Source organism: Chondrinema litorale, from assembly GCF_026250525.1.
GTDB lineage: Bacteria > Bacteroidota > Bacteroidia > Cytophagales > Flammeovirgaceae > Chondrinema > Chondrinema litorale.
Window position 1 is genome coordinate 208,120 of the sequence record NZ_CP111045.1, and the last position, 17,926, is coordinate 226,045.

The window sequence follows — 17,926 nt, forward strand, 5'->3', positions numbered from 1 at the left end:
AATAATCCTACATACTAATGACAGCAATACTGTAAGCCACGATCTGAATGGTGAATTAGTGCTTTTTTTGGATATCTTCTACTATAAATTGCCTGCTTTAAGGCTTCTAATGGTCCTGAAGCTTTCAAGGAGTTTTGAAAAGCCCAGCCTATAATTTTTCTAGAATAGGCATCTGTCAGAAGACTTAAGTAACTAAAGCCCTGTGGCATAGCTATATATAGTTCGCAACGCCAAGTTGTGAGAAAAAAAGGAAGCATTATATTTAAGTGACCAAACTATAAATAATGCTCCCCCACTCCGTGGCGGCAATAGAGATCAGAGAACCTGATGTGTCCAAGGCAAATATGCTTAGAAACCGGCTGGAAGCAAAACAGAAAAACCCAATAATTCGGAATAGATTTCATATGATATGGTTACTTTATAAAGGATTTAGACGAGGCGAATGTGCTAAAATTTTAGGTGTGAGTCCAAACACGATTACCAAGTATGTTCGTCTTTATCATGAAGGAGGTTTAGAATTACTGAGCCATCTTAATTATAAAAAACCGGTTTCCAAATTAATGGAACACAAGGAAAAAATCTGTAAAGCGATCAACGAACTCTTGCCGGATTGTATCTCGGCAATTCGGGAATGGATAAGGCAGGAATTAGGGATTGAACGAAGCTTGCAGCGGGTAAGAATTTTTATTAAAAAATTAGGGTTTAGGTACAGGAAAACCACCCCTTTTCCAGGAGGAAAATTATCAGAAGAATGGCTCAAAGAACAAGAAGTATTCAAGACAGATACCTTGTTTCCATTGCTAGGAAAAGTGGTATGTGGGGCTGCTGATCTACTTTTTTTAGATAGTGCTCACTTTGTACAAGGTAAGTTTGAGCGGTTCTTATGGAGTCAAAAACCCTATTACAACCCTACTTCACATGGCCGTTATCGGGTGCCGAGCATCGAGTCAATGTGCTGGGCGGATTGGATTTGGCAAAAAGACAGGTATTAAGCCTGGTGAATGACACGTTTATCAGAGCTGGAACCCTCACCAATTACATGAGATGGATCAGAAATTATCATTACCGAAATCTGGATAAAAAGCTTTATTTAATTTTAGATAATGCCCCGCATGGAATGCCCGTTATCAAAAATGTGATTGGGTAAAGGAAGATGCAGAAATGCTTGCAGCCGCCTGAAATATTGAGTTGGTGTATTTACCAGCTTATTCTCCTAATTTAAATCTGATTGAGCGTTTGTGGAAGTGGATGAAAAAAGAGCTGGGGAAACATTACAGTAAGGATAAAAAAAACTTTAAGCTCCAAATTGAAAATACCTTACAAAAAATGAATTCGGAAGTGAGTGCTGATCAATTTGATAGCTTATTCTCACTCAAATTTCAATCGTATGAAAAATCCCAAATCTTGGCGCGCTGAACTATATACAGGTTCTTCGGCAGATTTTAAAATCTACTTTTTTGATGTAGAAACAGGAAAATTGATTCAAACATTTAAAACACTTACAAATACAATTACTGCATTACAGTTTTCAGATGATGATCATTATTTAGCCATTGGTGCCTATGTAGAGGATAATATGGGAGGTATTGCCATTTTTAAAAAAGATCGTGCCACAGGTCTATATGATTTGCATAAGCATCTAAAAGAATTTGGAGAAGGAAAAATATCTTCATTAGATTTTGATAGTAATGGCCGTTTACTAGTAGCTAGCAAAGGGAGTAATGTAAGGCTATTTGATGATAAATTTAACCTATTAAAAGAGATAAAAGGTTCTGGTACTTTCCCAAATTCGGCTGTTTTTTCCCCTGATGAAAAAAAAATTGCCATTGCCTATCTGGATGCTGCAGAGATTGATGTTTATTCTGCTCAAAAATACAATTTACTATATCATCCTAATATTGGAGAATTAGGTGCTTCAGCATTTAGAACTGTATGTTTTTCTCAAGATAATAAATACTTATTTGCTGCAGGTGGAGTAATTGAACCACTTGAGTAATTAAATAACATTTTGCAAAAATTAGAGAATAAAAGTAAGAATGATGAAAACAAGGAAGAATAGAATAAAAACAATTTGAGATTACTTTCTCTTTTGGCGATTCTAATATTTTTTATGCTTACAAAAAATCATTAGGCTTACTGTAAGTTTTATAAACCCAAGTACCCTTGTATTTAATGATGTGATTATCAAATAATTACAAAAAACATAATTAAAACTTATGTTTAGTTATTCAGGTAGCTTTGGTATAGACAACCTATAAGGTTTGGATGAGATACTTTCTAGAAATGCTATTAGTGCTTCTTTTTCTTCTTTATTTAGTGATAAAGGTTTTAGTAAAGGAGATTTCTCTGGATATAAAGGTGACTCTTGATGGCTTTTGGGAATAACCTGAGGCATACCAATATTATACATGCCAATTACCTCTTCTAGTTGATAAAGCAATCCATTATGTAACCAAGGACCAGTAAAGGTAACATCTCTTAGAGAAGGAGTTCGAAACTTTCCAACATCTGCAGTATCTCCTGAAATTAGGTAAAGTCCAAGATCTTCAGAAGGTCTACCCAAGTGTGATTGCCCGTTGTTATGAAATTGTTGATTTGTGAAAAATGGTCCATTATGGCAGTTTATACATCGAGCTTTAGTTCTAAATAAATGTAATCCAAGTATTTGTTGATCGGTAAGTGCAGAAGATTTACCTTCTAAAAAAGCATCAAATGCACTTTTTCTGCTTACAATGCTTCTTTCAAATGTAGCTAATGCTTTTTGTATATATTCAATTTTGATAGTATTTTCTCCAAATACTTCTCTGAATTTGCTCTTGTAGCCTGTTATTTTGTTTAAATTATTTATAAGACTATCAATGGACATATTCATTTCCGAATGATCTTGAATTGGAAAAAGTAATTGTTCTTCTAGGTTAGAAGCTCTTCCATCCCAAAATAGAGAAGAATAATACCCAGTGTTTATTATCGACATGGAGTTTCGATTTCCTTTTCTGCGAGCATGACCAAATGATTGAGGTCTTCCATCTGCCCAACCAAGCTCTGGATCGTGACAAGATGCACATGCAATTGAACCAGATTTTGATAACCTTGGATCAAAAAATAGCATTTTACCTAATTGATTTTTTTCTCTACTATATAGATTATCCTTTGGGTAACCCATTTTGGGCAAAGGACCCAATTCAGAAAATAATACACCATTATCTATATTTGGTTTAGGCCATTTTTCAGGAGAAGAATTATATAATTCTCTTAAATTTTCAGGAGTATCTTTTAAAGAATAATAGCGATTAAAGCTGAATAATGAATAAGCTATAATTGATATTAAAAATATTTTTTTCATGTCTATTTTAACTATAATAAAAGTAAGTGTAGAAAGTTTATCTACACTTACTTTTATTGATACTACCTAAATTAATTACTTGAAGCTCTTCTGGCACTAGGTATTTCGAAATGCCTAACCTGAGTTCCATTGCCAATGCTGGTTTCATCGAACGTGATACTAAAGGTAATGATGCCTGACTTATCTGTTTCATCGTAAGAATAAGTACCTTCGCCTTCTATTTCTACCTCAAAATATTCAGGGTTATCTATATCATCACCTGTTTCATCTTTTTGATATAGTCGAACAGTTTGTTGAGGTATAATAGCCAGACCAGAAGTAACATCAGAAGAGGTAGGTACAAACCTTATAGCTTCTAAAATGTACAGCCCCGCTTTGCTAGAGGTATTCATGTCGATGGTATTCGGGTAATCATTATCTTTATAGAAGTCTGGCATGTTAAATACATTGGTAGACCAGGTAAAATCATCTTCTGTCCATGACGTATGTCTGAAGCCGAGCATATTTGGGTCTGCACTATTGTCAGATGAAAAACCATAATAGGTAAAGGCGAAACTCTCATCCATTAAAGTGCCTCCTTCCGGGTCACTATTTTTTCTGCCGGTAGATGGCACAGCCACATCTTCAAAAGTATTGTAAGTATATAGTCGATGATAAGAAGTAGTTTCATCAACCCAAACACTCATATCTATTGAGGGATCGATAATTTGAATGGTAGTTGAGCTTTCAGCTCCTAATGAAATTGCCGCATTATCATGTTCTTCCAAATCTATAATTATGGTATTAGTGTTGTCATAATTTTTACTATCAATTATAACTATGTCAAAAGAAGCATTTGTGCTACCTGCGGGAATAGTGACACTTTTTACTTCTGGTTCAAAATAATTGGTATTTGCTACTGCAGTTCCAGACAACGTATATGTTAACTCTACATCTTCAGGAAAAGAAGTATTAAAAACTACATTAACTGAAACAGTGTCTTCTAAATACTCATTAGAAGTATATGTAACAGATTCAAATGTTGCTATTACTGCACCTGCTTCATCATTATCAATTAATGAAATTGAAGTTTCTGTAATACTTCCTAATGTTACATTCTCAGCACTTGGCGATATTAACGAAAGTGATAAAGTTCTATCACTTTCTTCTACCATATAATTATCTAATGGACTAATACTTATAAAAGCTTCTGTAGATCCTGATGTAATAGTAACTGATTTGTCTTCAATTGTTTCAAAGTCTGTTCCTTCTATTGCCGAACCACTTAACGTATAAGTTACTGTTATATCTTCTGGCCAAGACTGAGAAAGTAATACAGGAATACTTAGGGCTTCTGTTGCACCTTCTGAAATCGTATAACTATCAGTTTCTAATGAAAGCGTAGCTGTGAGTATTTCTTCGTCATCATCTTTACAAGAAAAAGCAAGAAATAAAAATATACTAATTGTTATAAGTTTTTTAATATGAGAAATGTGATTCATTATTATATAGTTATGTTTAGTTATTTTATTTAATAATCTTCGTTCTGTTCCAGTAATGAGTTTGTATTGATAGCATCTTCTGGAATTGGCATTATAAACTTGTTGTTTGGATAGGCCACATTGCAGTTATATATATTGCTATTACAATCATTCCGTAATACATCTATTTTTTTTCGGGTTAAATCAAAAAGTAAATGTCCTTCAAAGGCAAACTCTCGTCTTCTTTCTAATAAAATTTCATCGATGAGTGCCTGATCTGTTAGGGTTATTTCAGTGGTAATAGGATTTGCTCTTTGTCTAATAACATTAAGGTCATTTTGAGCTAACACATTTCTACCCAGTTCTGCATAGGCTTCTGCACGAATTAAATACACTTCTGAGAGTCTTAAAATAGAAATATCGTTAGCTGTATTTTCAACATTACCTGAAGGATATTTTAATGTAGCATAATAATTATCATCATTTAAAACAATCGCACTATTGTAACCTCTTATATCGGAAGAGTCGAAGAGAGAAATTAAGTCTTCACTAGCTTGTAAATAATTTTCGTTGGTGGAGTTAATGCCCCAAACTGTAGAAAGAGTGGTAACGGTAATATTTGAGTTATCAAGTCTTAGTAAGTGTTCATCACCAATATATCCATTTTCCCAAATATTAAGATATTCATCATAGGAGGCTAGGTTTATTACATTGGAACTGATAATTTCTGTAGCTGTTGAGGCTGCTTTTGCCCACTCTCCCTGATATAAGTATACCCTAGATAATAAAGCTTGAGCAGCCTGTTTTGAAAAATATAGAGCTTCTGAAAAATCATTTAATAATCCTGCGGCTTCAACTAAATCATTTACTACCAATGTATATCCTTCTGCAACTGTACTTCTTGCAGATTCTGTGTCAGTAGGGGTATAGGTATCTCTTAATACAATTCCTAAATGGCTGGCATCATCAGAATATATATATGTATGTGCATACAGTCTTAATAAGTCAAAGTGTGCCATAGCACGAATAGCCAATGCTTCTCCCATTATCTGATTTTTTTCCTCTTCTGTTCCATCAGTTAGTTCGGGTATGGCTTCTATAATATTATTAGCAGCAAGAATAACTGTATAAATATCCTGGTAACTGTATGTATTATCACTTTCACCTGAAGAGATATTAAAGTTATATATGTCTTCATAATAAGAGTCACTATTAGAGGCAGGTTTAGCATTACCCCCAGCTAATTCTGCATATATGGGGTAAAACTCTCCCCAATAATTAGATGAAGAAATTAAATAGTAAGTGCCATTTAAAGAAAGTTGTACGTTGTCTATATCACTCAAAGCATCTTCTTTTGAGATCTCTTCTTGTGGATCTTGGTATAAAAACTCTTCACAACTTGAAAATGCAAGCATAAAGAATATGAGCAACCACTCATTTTTTTTGATGGAGAAAAACATATTTTCTATGATTAAAAACTAAGATTAATACCAGTAGTAAAAGTTCTGTTTTCGGGAAATGAGTATTTGTATTCTGCTATACCATTTCTATTGGGCTTGGCTTTACTGAAATAAATGTAGCCTATATTACTACCTTGTACATAGAACTGACAAGAAGTAATATGTAATTTTTTAGTAATTGAAATAGGTAACCTATAACTTAATGATACATTTTGAAGTTTGAGATAATCATTATCAAATACACTATTAGAAGTGATATATGAATTAAGTTGTCTATGATTTTTACTTAAAAGTGGCACATTGGTAATATCTCCAGGTTGTTGCCATCTATCTAACTGATTAACACTCTGATTATAAGTTCCCATACTTTCTCCATCACTCTCCCAAAGTCTATTACTAAGGGTAATGTCAGATCCATAAGAGTATGAAGTAAATATGCTTAAACTAAAATTCTTATAATGTATGTTTTGAGTAATACCACCATAAAGCTTAGGGCTTTTAGTACCTATGGGCACCAAATTATCACTGCCATTGAAAGTGTCTAGCAGATTACCTTCTTGATCGTAATAATTTATATTTCCTGTACTTGTGATTACTTCATCTAAAAGTGATCCTTCTTTATTGTACCATCTTTTAAACCCTGTTTCAGGATTTACCCCACCATATCTTAAACCGTAAATGGTACGTGTATCTTCTCCTACGATATAACCAATTCCGGTTGTAAGTGTAATAAGTTCTTGATCAAGTTTTAGCTGAGTAATTATGTTTTTATTAAATGAAAGATTGGCATTGGCACTCCAGGTAAAATCATTTTTATCAATTATTGATGCTCCTAGGCTAAACTCCCAACCAGAATTTCTAAGGTCTGCATAGTTGATATCAACATAACTAAATCCATTTTCATAAGGAGAATTTATGGATGTAATAGCATCTTTTATATTATTTTGGTAGTATTCTACTGTAAAATCAAGTTGGTGGAAAAACTGCATGTCTACACCAAAATTATATTTTAGGTTTTTTTCCCAAGTTAATTTGGTGTTTTCAGCACTATAAGGGATAATCCCTATTGTTCCGCCATAAGCATAGTCAGTATCAATTCTATAGGTTCCTTTGGCAGCATAAGTACCTATTTTTGAGTTACCAGTGGAACCATAAGAGCTTCTTAGCTTTAGTAGGCTAAGCAAATTATTATCTTTCAAAAAATCTTCTTTACTCACATTCCAAGAAAAGCCAATGGAAGCAAAATTGGCATTTCTCACATCACCTCCAAATACTGAAGAAGCATCATTTCTCATATTAAGAGCTACAATATATTTCATTTTATAATCGTAACTCAACTCTCCAAAATAAGAAACAGCACTGTTTATTTCTTGGAAAGATTTCGATGTATTTGTTGATGCACTCGAAAGTGTATGTAAATCTTCATACATGAAATCAGAACCATATCCCCTCAATACCTCTGTTGTCTGCTCACGTAATTCCATTCCAGCTAATGCTGTAAGATGATGTTTCTCATTAAAATTACCCGACCAATGTGCTTTAAAGTTACTTATCCATTGAAGGTTTTGTCTATCAACAATATTTAAATTACCACCAAAATTACTACCTGTATTATTATTAGCCGATTTGTATATGGTATGTCTATTTCTATAGTAATCTAATCCTGCTAAAGCACTAAATGTTAAGTTATTAATGGGAGAATATGAAAGTTGAATATTCCCATTACTACTTAGACCTTTGTGGTAATTTTCATTTTGTGCTAAAACAGCCAATGGGTTAGGCAAGTTTTCAAAGTAATTTGAAGTATTAAATGAACCATCACTATTGTATGGAGAGATATTAGGAGGTGCTTGCGCATAACTAAATACATTAAGCCCATTTTTTTTATGCATGCTAAGGAGCATGTTATAATTCATTTTTAACTTATCTGAAAAAGTGACTTGGATACCGGTTTTACCACCAAAGTTTTCAAAATCATTTCCTTTAGAAATAGATTCTTGTTTTTTATAGAATATAGATGACCTACTTTTAACTTTACTACTACCGCCACTTAAACTCAAACTAGCAGATTGTAACAATGCATTTCTCATTATAAGATCATTCCAATTTGTGTTGACATCTGCATTACCAGCTTCTAAAGTAGCTTCTTCTTCGGTGTATCCGCTGTTAATATAGGTTTCTTTTGACAGCATTACATATTCTTCTGCGCTTAACCATTTCATAGAGTTAATAGCTTGAGACACTCCGTGTGAGTAGTTGAAATCTATTTTTAACTCGTTACTCTCACCTTTTTTAGTAGTTATTAAAATTACGCCATTGGCAGCATTTGCTCCATAAATAGCTGATGCTGCAGCATCTTTTAATACTGTAATGCTTTCAATATCTTGTGGATTAAGTGCTGCAAGTGGATTGAGGCGTTGTTCATTTATAGTTGCCTCATTATAGCTTGTGGAAACAGCAATGTCATACAAAGGCACACCATCCAAAATATATAATGGTTCACTAGATGTAGCTCTTTGGCTTGTACTTCTTGCCAATAAAGTGCCTTGACCTCTAATTCGAACTGAAACTGGTAAGCCTGCTTCACCACCTCCTGTATATTCGACTTGTACACCAGCTACTTTACCTTCTAAAAGTTTATCAAAACTTTCAATGGGTCTGTCTACATTTAAATCTTTTGTGTTTAGTTGAGAAATACTTCCAACAAGTTCAGATTTTACCTTTTTTATATTGTAGCCAGTAACTATTAATTCTTCAAGATTCTTTAAATCTTCTACCATTGTAATAGTTACTTGGGTCTTTATAGCTACATTGATATATTGGGTTTTCATTCCTATAAAAGATACGACTAAACTATCATGTTGATTGCTAGGCATTCTTAAACCAAATTTACCATTTGTATTAGAGATAGTGCCCAATTTAGTTCCTTTTACAAGAATACTAGCTCCTGGTAAAGGGTTTCCCTCAATATCTATTACCTTACCAATGATCTGTTGACCATTTTTTTTTGTTTGCATTCTCAACAGAATCATATTTGTTGATTCTTTAAATTCTATACCCGTTCCTTTAAATAACTCTTTGAGAATTTCAGATAGGGTTATTGCTTTTTTCTGGATATCTACTTTTTTTTCTAAAGGCAACAAATTATCGCTGTACGAAAATGTAATTCCATTTTCGTTAGAAATTGTATTGAGTATTTCCTGAATACTTCCATTTTGATGGATAGATATTCTTTTGTTTAAAAGAGAATTTTGTCCTAAAACTGATGAATCTAAACTATACAGGCATAGTATGACCTGTATCAGAAGGATCTTTCTGATAATATCTTTCATGAATAAATAGCCTATTTTTTGTTTAGAATAACTTCTTGATCTTTTAAAGAAGATTGAATATCCATAGTGTATTCAAATACTTCAAGAAATTGCTGTAAAGTTGGTTGTTGAAAGGTTCCACTAAACTGACTTTCTAAGATCGATTTATCTTTTATTATAAATTTTATTTTATAATATTTCTGTAATGTATTAATTACAGAAAGCATAGGGTCTTTAGAAAAAACAAGCTTTTTGGTTTTCCAAGCCAAAGCATTCAGGTTTTTACTTGTCTTTTTTACTATGTGTGCTTTGTTATAATTAGCTTCTTCACCACCCTCAACAATTTGGTTTTTCTTATTTTCATGTGAAGTTAATCTCACTTTACCTTCAACAACCACTAAAGAAGAAGTTAGAGCACTCTTGGAGTCAAATAAGTTAAAACTGGTTCCTAAGACAGTTGTTGTCAAATGCGGAGATTGTATAATAAATGGCTTCAGCGAATCTTTTTGTATCTCAAAATAAGCTTCTCCTTCTAATTTTATCTCTCTATAATCTTTCAACCAAAAGTTATATTTTGGGTAGGTGAGTTTCGTATTTTCGTTTAGGGTAGCGACACTTCCATCTGGTAATGTAATAATAGCCGTTTGATTTGGCTGAGTAATAGTTGTAATAGTTGAGTTTGATAAGATTAATACAGAAGTAACAATCAATATAAAGCTAATTGCTGCGGCATAAGCCAGCGGTTTTATAAACCATACTGTTTTGGTTTGTTGTTTTCTACTTTCAATAATCTCTTCAATTTGGGGTTTTATTTCTTCCCATTTCTTTGAGATTTCGTCTTCCTGTTTACTCATTTAATTTTATAGTAAGTTGTTGTAATTCTATAAGTACAGGGTTGTATTTCCTGAATCCCTACTTACAGACAAACAAGTCTCAAAAATCTACTACGCTCAATTGAAGTTTTTTTAAAAATTTTTAAAAATTTGAATGTAGATTAATACGGCAAGCATACAAACTACTTCTTTAAAGTGCCTAGAAAGTTTAGGGCGGAGTAATTTTAATGCTTTAGCAAGATGATTATCAACTGTATTTGGTGAGATACCCGCTTTAGTACAGATTTCTTTATTAGAAAAACCTTCTATGTATTTCCATTCAAAAACTTGTCTGCATTTAGGTGGTAGATATAACAGATTTTTTTTTAAAACCTCTTGAATTTCTTTAGTAGTAAGCTGTTGTAGTGGATTATTATAAAAATCAATTGATTCGGGTAATTGTGGAAAATGTACTTCCTTCTTATTTTTTTTTAATTGGTTTAATGATTTATTTTTTACTGATTTTATCAGGTATGCAGGCAAATTTTCTATCTTATTGGTAATCAATTGCTTTTTACATATTTCTAAAAAAAGCTGTTGAGTAATGTCTTCAGCATCTTTTTCATCACTTAGCAATATTTCTGCTTCTTTTTTTAGAGGCAGATAATATTTTTTAAATAAAAGCTCATACCCACGGATATCATCTTTGAGAATAAGTGCTATAATATGTTCGTCAGTTGAGTTCATAATGCATAGTTATTTAAAATCATTCTAAATAACAAGCTTATTAAAGCTTTACATTTCACAATAAATGCTATCTTATAGTTTAGGTTTTTATTATTATTTTCTTTTCCTTAAAAGAATTGCCTAATTACTGGGGTAGAAATTTTTTACTTTAGAGCCAATTTAAATATTTGACACATACAAATGACATTGTTGCAACGCAACAAAAACAGGCATGAGAAAGTAGAGATTAGTGACAAAACAAATCAACTTTCTAAATCATGCCTGCCTGTAAAGATATATAGGGCATTTTCATAAAAAAAATTTGGATAAAAAATTAGGTTGTTATACTATCAAAAAAGAATTCTCACATTGCTTGCAGCCGCACAATATGATAGTATGAAACAACCTAAAAAAACGAAACTAGTAGTTATTACCAAAAATTACAAGAATTGTTAGACATGAGAGACAATAGAGGTAAAAGACACGATCAAGCTTTTGTACTTTATTGTTTTTTGTATAGCATGTTGCGTGTAACAGGCCACATTACCGTTTCTTCCGTACATAGAAAGATGAAAAAAGAATATACTTATCTAGCTAATGAATTGGGATTAGTAGTTCACAAATGTATTTCTCGGAGTCAGTTATTCTTATGGATTAAGCAAGAGCTGCTGTATAAGAATTTTCATATTCTTTGCTATAGAGTCTATTGTCCCTAATCAAAGCAAATATTCGGTGTACAAGTTTTGATCTGATGGCATTGACAACGGACATCTTATTTTTCCCTGCTGCTACTTTTCTTTGAAAGTACTCCTGAAATTCTCCCTTAGCAGCAATAGCCGATAAAGCGGCCATGTGGAAAACAGACTTCAACTTCTTATCTGCTTTTTGGGAAACGTGTCTACCCTTTCTTATACTAGAACCAGAAGCATAATTGAAGGGAGCGGTCCCGATATGGCAACAGAACTGCCTTGCATTATCAAACTTTGTGAAGCCTTTAGTCGCAATGATAGTTTCAATAGCTGTCTGCTTGCCTACTCCAGTAATAGATGTGGCAATCTCATATTGCCTAGCTAATTTGTTGTCTTTCTTGATGAGATGCTCAATCTGCTTTTCTAGTCCCTGGATTAAAGCATCTAATTCTTTAATGAGTTTACTCAGACGCTTGGCTCTTTGCCGATATAGCTTTTCTGGTATAAATCCTTTCATGTCACTGAGTTGGGAGCGATACTTGGCCCGGTCGGTCACATACATTTCTCTTTCTCTTTGTAGCAATGAGATATGCTCTATATTTTCACCTGTAGAAGTAAACAGACGCATCTTGTCAGAGAAACGATGAGCATACTGAGCTATACGCCGTGCGTCAATTTTATCATCCTTGCCTCTGATCACACCAGTACTGGCTTTGATTTCTGCGCCACTCTCTAGCCATAATCTGGCAGATAGCTGGTGACAAGCTTGAACTATAGGGTGAATATAATGGCCTGTGTATTCAGCACAAATTACAGTATTTTCATCAAGCTGATAGCTTTTGAAAAGTAGCTTTAAGTGTTTTACAATAGCCTTGGTTTCATTAGCACATTGGCTATGCTGAGCTTGTACATGAGAGCCAATAAAACACCAGTCAAGTACTTTTTTGCCGCGCGGCGGACCGCTAATATCAAGGCCGATAAATGTAATAGTTTTCATTGGCATTTATAAGTTTACAATTAAACATATAAGGACTTTCCCTAAGAACCTTAACAGGTTTACTAGTTTCTTATTCAGGCCGCCGTGGCACGGTCTTGGCCCTTTAAAAAAACTGGCAGTTCCGAATAACTGCTTGGCCTTTATTTCCTTCCACTGCGATGGTTCACTGCCAGTCTACTTAAAGCTAATAAGTTTATCTGATTCTACTTATCTTGATCTTGGTTTTGTCTTCTTTACAATCCTAAGGTCCACTGCGGCAATTGGTAGACTGTTGGAACTACTAGATTTTCACTCTTATAACCAATTGAATGAAGAATTCTTTGGTATAAATATTAATCATCAACGTAAAAATGGTATTGACTCTTGGTTTGCTATTGATGGCAAGCGGCTGCAAGCGGAGTTACGAGGAAGCATAGATGGAGTTGCAGGGCAAAAACGGTCTGAAAATATAGTAAGAATACTTAATCATCATGATAGTAGTAGTAAAGTCATTTGTTATTATGATGGCTCAAAGAGTTCTGAAAAAGCATTGGTAAAAACATATTTTGAAAACCAAAAGTCACTAAAATGTTGCTACAGTCTGGATGCACTACATACTAGTGCTCATCTGATGACAGCCATTCACCAAAGACAGGGTACTTATCTGGCTCAAGTTAAGGCCAATCAAAAATACCTCCTAGAAGCTTGTAAAGACATCCATAATACTGAAAAGACATTTTGGACTGAAGACATATTAGAGAAAGGACATGGTCGAATAGAGAGAAGAAAAGGCTATTGCTATCACATAGATCCAAGTTGGTTTGCTAGAGTTTGGAATAACAGCGGAGTAGCTAAACTTATGGTGGTAGAACGAGAACGAACTAATTTAAAAACAGGTAATAAAAACGTAGGTACTTATTACTATATCTCTAATAAGAAGGTGACTCACCGTAATTGTAAAGATATTGGAATAGAGTTATTCCAAGCTGTAAGGGCACACTGGCGGCCCCTGCGGGGAGTATTGAAGCTGATCACTATATACGGGACAAAATATTTGGAGAAGATAGTATTAAGTGCTTCAACAAATGGAGAACTAGAGCAATAGCTGCTATTATTAATGTGGCTGTAAACCTAGTTAGAAAACACAATGAAGTTGTCTAAAATAAAAAATAACAAATTAATCTAGTTGATTTATATATAATTTGGCATAATTACTAAAAATGGATTATTTGTTTTGTTAACTACTTTTCAAAATTCTACTTCCCTCAAATGATAGCTTTTTTTTCGAACTCGAAAATATAAGATTACAGGTCTTTTTGAGGAAAAGAATAATATTTTGGTTAAAAGCATTTTTACAGTATAACTACTTTAGACAACTTCAATGATAGAGAAAGTATTAAGGCATTCCGAGAAGATATGAATTATGATAGAAAGTTAGCTCTGAAATGCCTAATTTAATTTTTATGAAAATGCCCTGTTTTAGTATATAAATTGATTGCCTTTTTATAATGTCCATTTTCAAGTAGATTAAGGACTTCTTTGTCTTCTACAATTTCGAGTTCTTCTATTTGGACAAAATATGTGAAACTTTGCTTAGATAGCCTTCCATTTTTTAAATAATATTTTGCAATGAATTGTAAGTATTCAAGATTTTTAACATCAGTTACATACGAGTATTTTATGTAATCTTGATTTGATACAACCTTATAAAAAACACCTTGCTTGGGGTTGTTATCGCTAATAGCAGTAAACAATACAGTACCAGGAGGAACCATCTCTGAAATTGTATTTCTAATATTTTCCTCACATTTTTCTTTTTCTATAAAAATGTGTTTTAGCCTAACTATTTGATCACTTAGTTTAGACTTAAGTAGTTTTTTTTTGGCTTGGTTCATTGTTTTTAATTTCACACTATTTATGCAATATAACGAGTAACATAATTGAAAACCTGCCAAATTGAGCTAAAAAAGCACTTGTCTCAATGCGTGAAATAATATATTTTCTTTGATAATCAGTGAAAATTGATATAAATGTTATGTATAAAATAAAACAATTAAAACCCTAACTCATTAAGAATGTATTCTTTTTTCTTGATTACAGAAGTATCAGCTTTGTTTAGTAAGCGCTCTTTTTCCGCAAAATAATATTTATATTTAGCCTTGGTAACTTTGATATTATAATCATCAATATCACCACTTACATCTACTCCAGTTTTAAAAGGTACGGGAGATTCTAGCACAGATATATGATAGTCAAAAGTCATGTCTAAATGTTGTATCCCACCTATGGCTAGTTTATATCGGTCTATTTCTAACAAGGCAGGTAAAATGTTTACATCATTGCCATCAAACTCCATTTCTGCTTCTAAATATTGAATGGGATTTAGTTCTTTATTTTTAAACATAAATGTTTTAGCCAAATCAGTAAAAGTGGGACCATCCATTACCATAATGTTTTCCGCCTTCATTGCACCAATTCCTTTAAAACTACTAATGTCTATATCAAAATCTTGATTAAGTGTCGCTTTTCCTTTCATTCTATAATCAACCTTTCCCATAAATGATTTTGTCATTGGAAAAAGTGAATCTAAAATTGGTAAAAACTCATTTAATTTATCCATTTCGATCTGAGAGAGGTAAAAGGTAAAATCAAGATCTGCTTTTTCCTTTGTTTTCGCACTGTATACTAAATCTGCATCTAGGTCAGCTGCTAAAGTTTTAAGTTTAAACCCATTTAAATAAAGGTTGCCATTTTCTACTTTTAAAGACCCTTTAAGATCATTAAAATCGGAATATCCTAATTTTAATTGCTTAATTTTTGTGTTAAAATCAAAATGGATACTGTCTGGTATTCTAAATGTATATGTTTCACTATAAGTTGAATCATTTAAATTATCATCATCTTTATTAGTATTATCAGCACCCTCAGTTTCATTCATACCTGCAAAAACCATCATTAATTGATTGGCATTTATATAATCCGATTCTAACTCAAGTTCTGCTAGCACTTTTTTCCCAGTAAAAAAACCAATTGCATGTTCTATTTTTCCAGTAAGGGTAATATCTGTATCTTCATATTTCAGTTTGGTGTGATCTAAGGAAAAGTTATCGTTTTCAAAATAAAGTTTTGTGGCAGGTACAAAAATTGGTTTACCAAGTTGAGGTAGCATTCCTATTAAACTTTGGAAACGGATATTACCCTTTGGTAACCAAATTTTTGGGCCCTTATGATCTAGTCTAATTTGGTAGCTTCCTTGCTGAATCCCAACAAAATTTTTAGCCTGACTTATTCCAATACTATCAATGGTAAAATCTGATGTGATGTAAGCATTCGCTCCCATATCTTTAGGGTGATAGACTCCGCTTAAATTTGCTCTTTTTAATAAAACCAAAACGGAATCGGATTGCATACCTGCATTTATATCTTTTAAGCTGGCAGTTAGATTAAAAACTGATTCCTTGCTTTTACTTTTACTTATTGCTCCTGTCAGGTGTATATTACCGGCTTGAAAGTAAATGTTGTTTTTTAGGTGTAATTCGGTACTATCTAATTTTACTTCAGCAAAGGTTTTATTATAAATTTTAAGTTCTCTAAAAAAGTTTATATTCATTGCTTTAGAAGCAAATTCAATTGTATCTAATTTAGATTTAACCACTACATTGTTTAAATCGATAATGCCAGCTACATTTAGTTGATCATACTTTTCTTCTAGGATTTGATCTACAGAAAGTTCTGTACTAAAATCTACCTTGGTTTGTCCCTGAAGTACTACTGTAGAATCTACAGGAAATTTTTGGTACAATTCAGTTAAATCAACATCCCCTTTTAACTGAGCTTTAACCTGAGCAACATTTAAAATATCTTTTGCATTTCCATGGGCTTGTATATCGATTCCTGTTCCTTTAACCTGTAAATTTTCAATGTTTACAAAAGATGGTTTTGTGTTATTCGGGTAGATTTTACCTTCCATTTTTGTGGTTAAGGTATTTATTTTTCCAGGAAAGTTTTTGTATGCCAGACTTCCATTTTCAAGAGTAAAAAGAAAGTCTACAGTTGGTAGATTACCATTTCCATAAATTCCGTTTACATCTACATTAAAGATTAATCTTCCAGTGGTTTTAATATCTGTTTTAGGTAAAAAATGAGGTGGAATTAATGATAAAAAATGATCAATAGAATTCGAAGTTAGTTTGGCATTTAACTGCACATCTACCATTCTATCTTCTGGTTTGGGAGTAAGTACACCCTTGGTTTCAAAATGAATATCATTAACGGTGATATCTTTAGATTCAACCAAAATATTTCCTCTAATGCTATCATAATCAAAAGATAGATCAGCTCCAAGGTTATTAATTTGATAAACAGGATTACTTTTAAAATAGACCTCCACGTTTTTACTTTTAGTATTTACATCAAATTTTATATTGTTATCACTTTTAATAGCTTGAACTAGAAGCGAAAACGACTTTGCTCGATAAGTTAAATTTGTAGTTTCATCTTCATAAGCCAAATCAGCATTTTCAATTTCTAAATGGTTAATTTCGATATCGTTAATCACTAATGAGCTGGTATCAGTCTCAACCGAATCTGTTCTGCTTACAATATCCCAATTAGTTTTACCACCTTTACCCACAAAAGCATAAAGTTTAGGTTGTTTAATGGTAATATTTTGTATAGAGATATTGTGATACTTTAAATATTGATAAACATTGAAAGAGATAACAGCAGAATTAAATGCCGCCAATGTATCTTTTTCCGTTCCCGAATTTAATGATTTAATATAGGTTCCATTTAACTTAGCACCAAATCTAGGGAATGTACTAAAAAAAGTTAACTCTACCCCTTCACATTTAACTTCTGCATTGAACTGATTATTTAATATTTCTTCAGCTAAAGGTGTAATTTTTTCAGGAGTAAAAACTACATTTAGTGTAAGTCCTATAACTAATGACACCATGGCAACCATCACAAAGAGTATGATTGCCAGTATTTTAATTACCTTTTTAATTTTCATTTGAAATTTTTATTGAACAACTACTCTTACTCTATCTATATTTTGAATTCTGGTGAAGTCGGTTTCAGCGTTCCCATTTCTTTGAGAAGCTTTTTGAAGCGAGGTAAAATAAGTAACCAATTGACTAAATCTATG

Annotated in this window: 13 protein-coding genes and 1 pseudogene; 4 read left to right on the forward strand and 10 right to left on the reverse strand. The window is 32.7% G+C overall.

What is annotated here, in order from left to right; genetic code table 11:
- Positions 1-14 precede the first annotated feature (14 nt).
- Positions 15-257 carry a DDE-type integrase/transposase/recombinase gene (locus tag OQ292_RS41160; RefSeq protein ID WP_431733785.1) on the reverse strand — a complete coding sequence of 81 codons (243 nt, stop codon included), beginning with the start codon at positions 255-257 and terminating at the stop codon, positions 15-17.
- Positions 258-284: 27 nt separating this feature from the next.
- Between OQ292_RS41160 and OQ292_RS23740 the strand changes: the two genes are divergently transcribed.
- From OQ292_RS23740 to OQ292_RS23750, 3 genes and pseudogenes are all read left to right on the forward strand, one after another.
- Complete coding sequence (locus OQ292_RS23740; RefSeq protein WP_284686869.1) at positions 285-992, forward strand: helix-turn-helix domain-containing protein; 708 nt, start codon at positions 285-287, stop codon at positions 990-992.
- 187 nt (positions 993-1,179) lie between these two features.
- A pseudogene (locus OQ292_RS41165) lies at positions 1,180-1,252 on the forward strand (transposase); the annotation flags it as partial.
- A 135-nt stretch (positions 1,253-1,387) separates the two neighbouring features.
- A complete protein-coding gene (locus tag OQ292_RS23750) occupies positions 1,388-1,996 on the forward strand; it encodes a WD40 repeat domain-containing protein (RefSeq protein ID WP_284686870.1) in 609 nt (202 codons plus the stop codon).
- A gap of 228 nt (positions 1,997-2,224) precedes the next feature.
- Here OQ292_RS23750 and OQ292_RS23755 read toward each other — a convergent pair whose 3' ends face one another.
- The 7 genes from OQ292_RS23755 to OQ292_RS23785 all read right to left on the reverse strand — a co-directional run bounded on the left by OQ292_RS23755 (position 2,225) and on the right by OQ292_RS23785 (position 12,798).
- Positions 2,225-3,343 (reverse strand): cytochrome-c peroxidase, encoded by a 1,119-nt coding sequence (locus OQ292_RS23755; RefSeq protein ID WP_284686871.1) that lies wholly within the window; start codon positions 3,341-3,343, stop codon positions 2,225-2,227.
- Positions 3,344-3,414: 71 nt separating this feature from the next.
- A complete protein-coding gene (locus tag OQ292_RS23760; RefSeq protein WP_284686872.1) occupies positions 3,415-4,824 on the reverse strand; it encodes a Calx-beta domain-containing protein in 1,410 nt (469 codons plus the stop codon).
- Between the two features lie 29 nt (positions 4,825-4,853).
- Positions 4,854-6,263, reverse strand: a complete 1,410-nt coding sequence (locus OQ292_RS23765; protein WP_284686873.1) for a RagB/SusD family nutrient uptake outer membrane protein — start codon at positions 6,261-6,263, stop codon at positions 4,854-4,856.
- An 11-nt stretch (positions 6,264-6,274) separates the two neighbouring features.
- Entirely contained in the window at positions 6,275-9,595 is a 3,321-nt protein-coding gene (locus OQ292_RS23770; RefSeq protein WP_284686874.1) for a SusC/RagA family TonB-linked outer membrane protein, read from the reverse strand.
- 11 nt (positions 9,596-9,606) lie between these two features.
- Positions 9,607-10,428, reverse strand: coding sequence for a FecR family protein (locus OQ292_RS23775; protein ID WP_284686875.1), 822 nt, complete (start codon positions 10,426-10,428; stop codon positions 9,607-9,609).
- A 111-nt stretch (positions 10,429-10,539) separates the two neighbouring features.
- The gene (locus OQ292_RS23780) at positions 10,540-11,133 is read right to left on the reverse strand and encodes an RNA polymerase sigma factor (RefSeq protein WP_284686876.1); all 594 of its coding nucleotides are present in this window, start codon (positions 11,131-11,133) and stop codon (positions 10,540-10,542) included.
- A 633-nt stretch (positions 11,134-11,766) separates the two neighbouring features.
- On the reverse strand, positions 11,767-12,798 hold the full coding sequence (locus tag OQ292_RS23785; protein WP_284686877.1) for a transposase: 1,032 nt from the start codon (positions 12,796-12,798) through the stop codon (positions 11,767-11,769).
- 133 nt (positions 12,799-12,931) lie between these two features.
- Here OQ292_RS23785 and OQ292_RS23790 point away from each other — a divergent pair, with 133 nt between their 5' ends.
- Positions 12,932-13,882, forward strand: a complete 951-nt coding sequence (locus tag OQ292_RS23790) for an ISAs1 family transposase (protein ID WP_284686878.1) — start codon at positions 12,932-12,934, stop codon at positions 13,880-13,882.
- Between the two features lie 349 nt (positions 13,883-14,231).
- Here OQ292_RS23790 and OQ292_RS23795 read toward each other — a convergent pair whose 3' ends face one another.
- Together OQ292_RS23795 and OQ292_RS23800 are read right to left on the reverse strand one after the other, a co-directional pair.
- Positions 14,232-14,687 (reverse strand): hypothetical protein, encoded by a 456-nt coding sequence (locus tag OQ292_RS23795; RefSeq protein WP_284686879.1) that lies wholly within the window; start codon positions 14,685-14,687, stop codon positions 14,232-14,234.
- Between the two features lie 143 nt (positions 14,688-14,830).
- Positions 14,831-17,791, reverse strand: a complete 2,961-nt coding sequence (locus tag OQ292_RS23800; protein ID WP_284686880.1) for an AsmA family protein — start codon at positions 17,789-17,791, stop codon at positions 14,831-14,833.
- Positions 17,792-17,926 lie beyond the last annotated feature (135 nt).

Excerpts from the sequence above, each read along its gene's own strand:
- OQ292_RS23770 (WP_284686874.1), bottom strand. The coding sequence starts at position 9,595 with ATGAAAGATATTATCAGAAAGATCCTTCTGATACAGGTCATACTATGC.
- OQ292_RS23750 (WP_284686870.1), top strand. The coding sequence starts at position 1,388 with ATGAAAAATCCCAAATCTTGGCGCGCTGAACTATATACAGGTTCTTCG.
- OQ292_RS23775 (WP_284686875.1), bottom strand. The coding sequence starts at position 10,428 with ATGAGTAAACAGGAAGACGAAATCTCAAAGAAATGGGAAGAAATAAAA.
- OQ292_RS23760 (WP_284686872.1), bottom strand. The coding sequence starts at position 4,824 with ATGAATCACATTTCTCATATTAAAAAACTTATAACAATTAGTATATTT.
- OQ292_RS41160 (WP_431733785.1), bottom strand. The coding sequence starts at position 257 with ATGCTTCCTTTTTTTCTCACAACTTGGCGTTGCGAACTATATATAGCT.
- OQ292_RS23740 (WP_284686869.1), top strand. The coding sequence starts at position 285 with ATGCTCCCCCACTCCGTGGCGGCAATAGAGATCAGAGAACCTGATGTG.
- OQ292_RS23765 (WP_284686873.1), bottom strand. The coding sequence starts at position 6,263 with ATGTTTTTCTCCATCAAAAAAAATGAGTGGTTGCTCATATTCTTTATG.
- OQ292_RS23755 (WP_284686871.1), bottom strand. The coding sequence starts at position 3,343 with ATGAAAAAAATATTTTTAATATCAATTATAGCTTATTCATTATTCAGC.
- OQ292_RS23780 (WP_284686876.1), bottom strand. The coding sequence starts at position 11,133 with ATGAACTCAACTGACGAACATATTATAGCACTTATTCTCAAAGATGAT.
- OQ292_RS23785 (WP_284686877.1), bottom strand. The coding sequence starts at position 12,798 with ATGAAAACTATTACATTTATCGGCCTTGATATTAGCGGTCCGCCGCGC.
- OQ292_RS23800 (WP_284686880.1), bottom strand. The coding sequence starts at position 17,791 with ATGAAAATTAAAAAGGTAATTAAAATACTGGCAATCATACTCTTTGTG.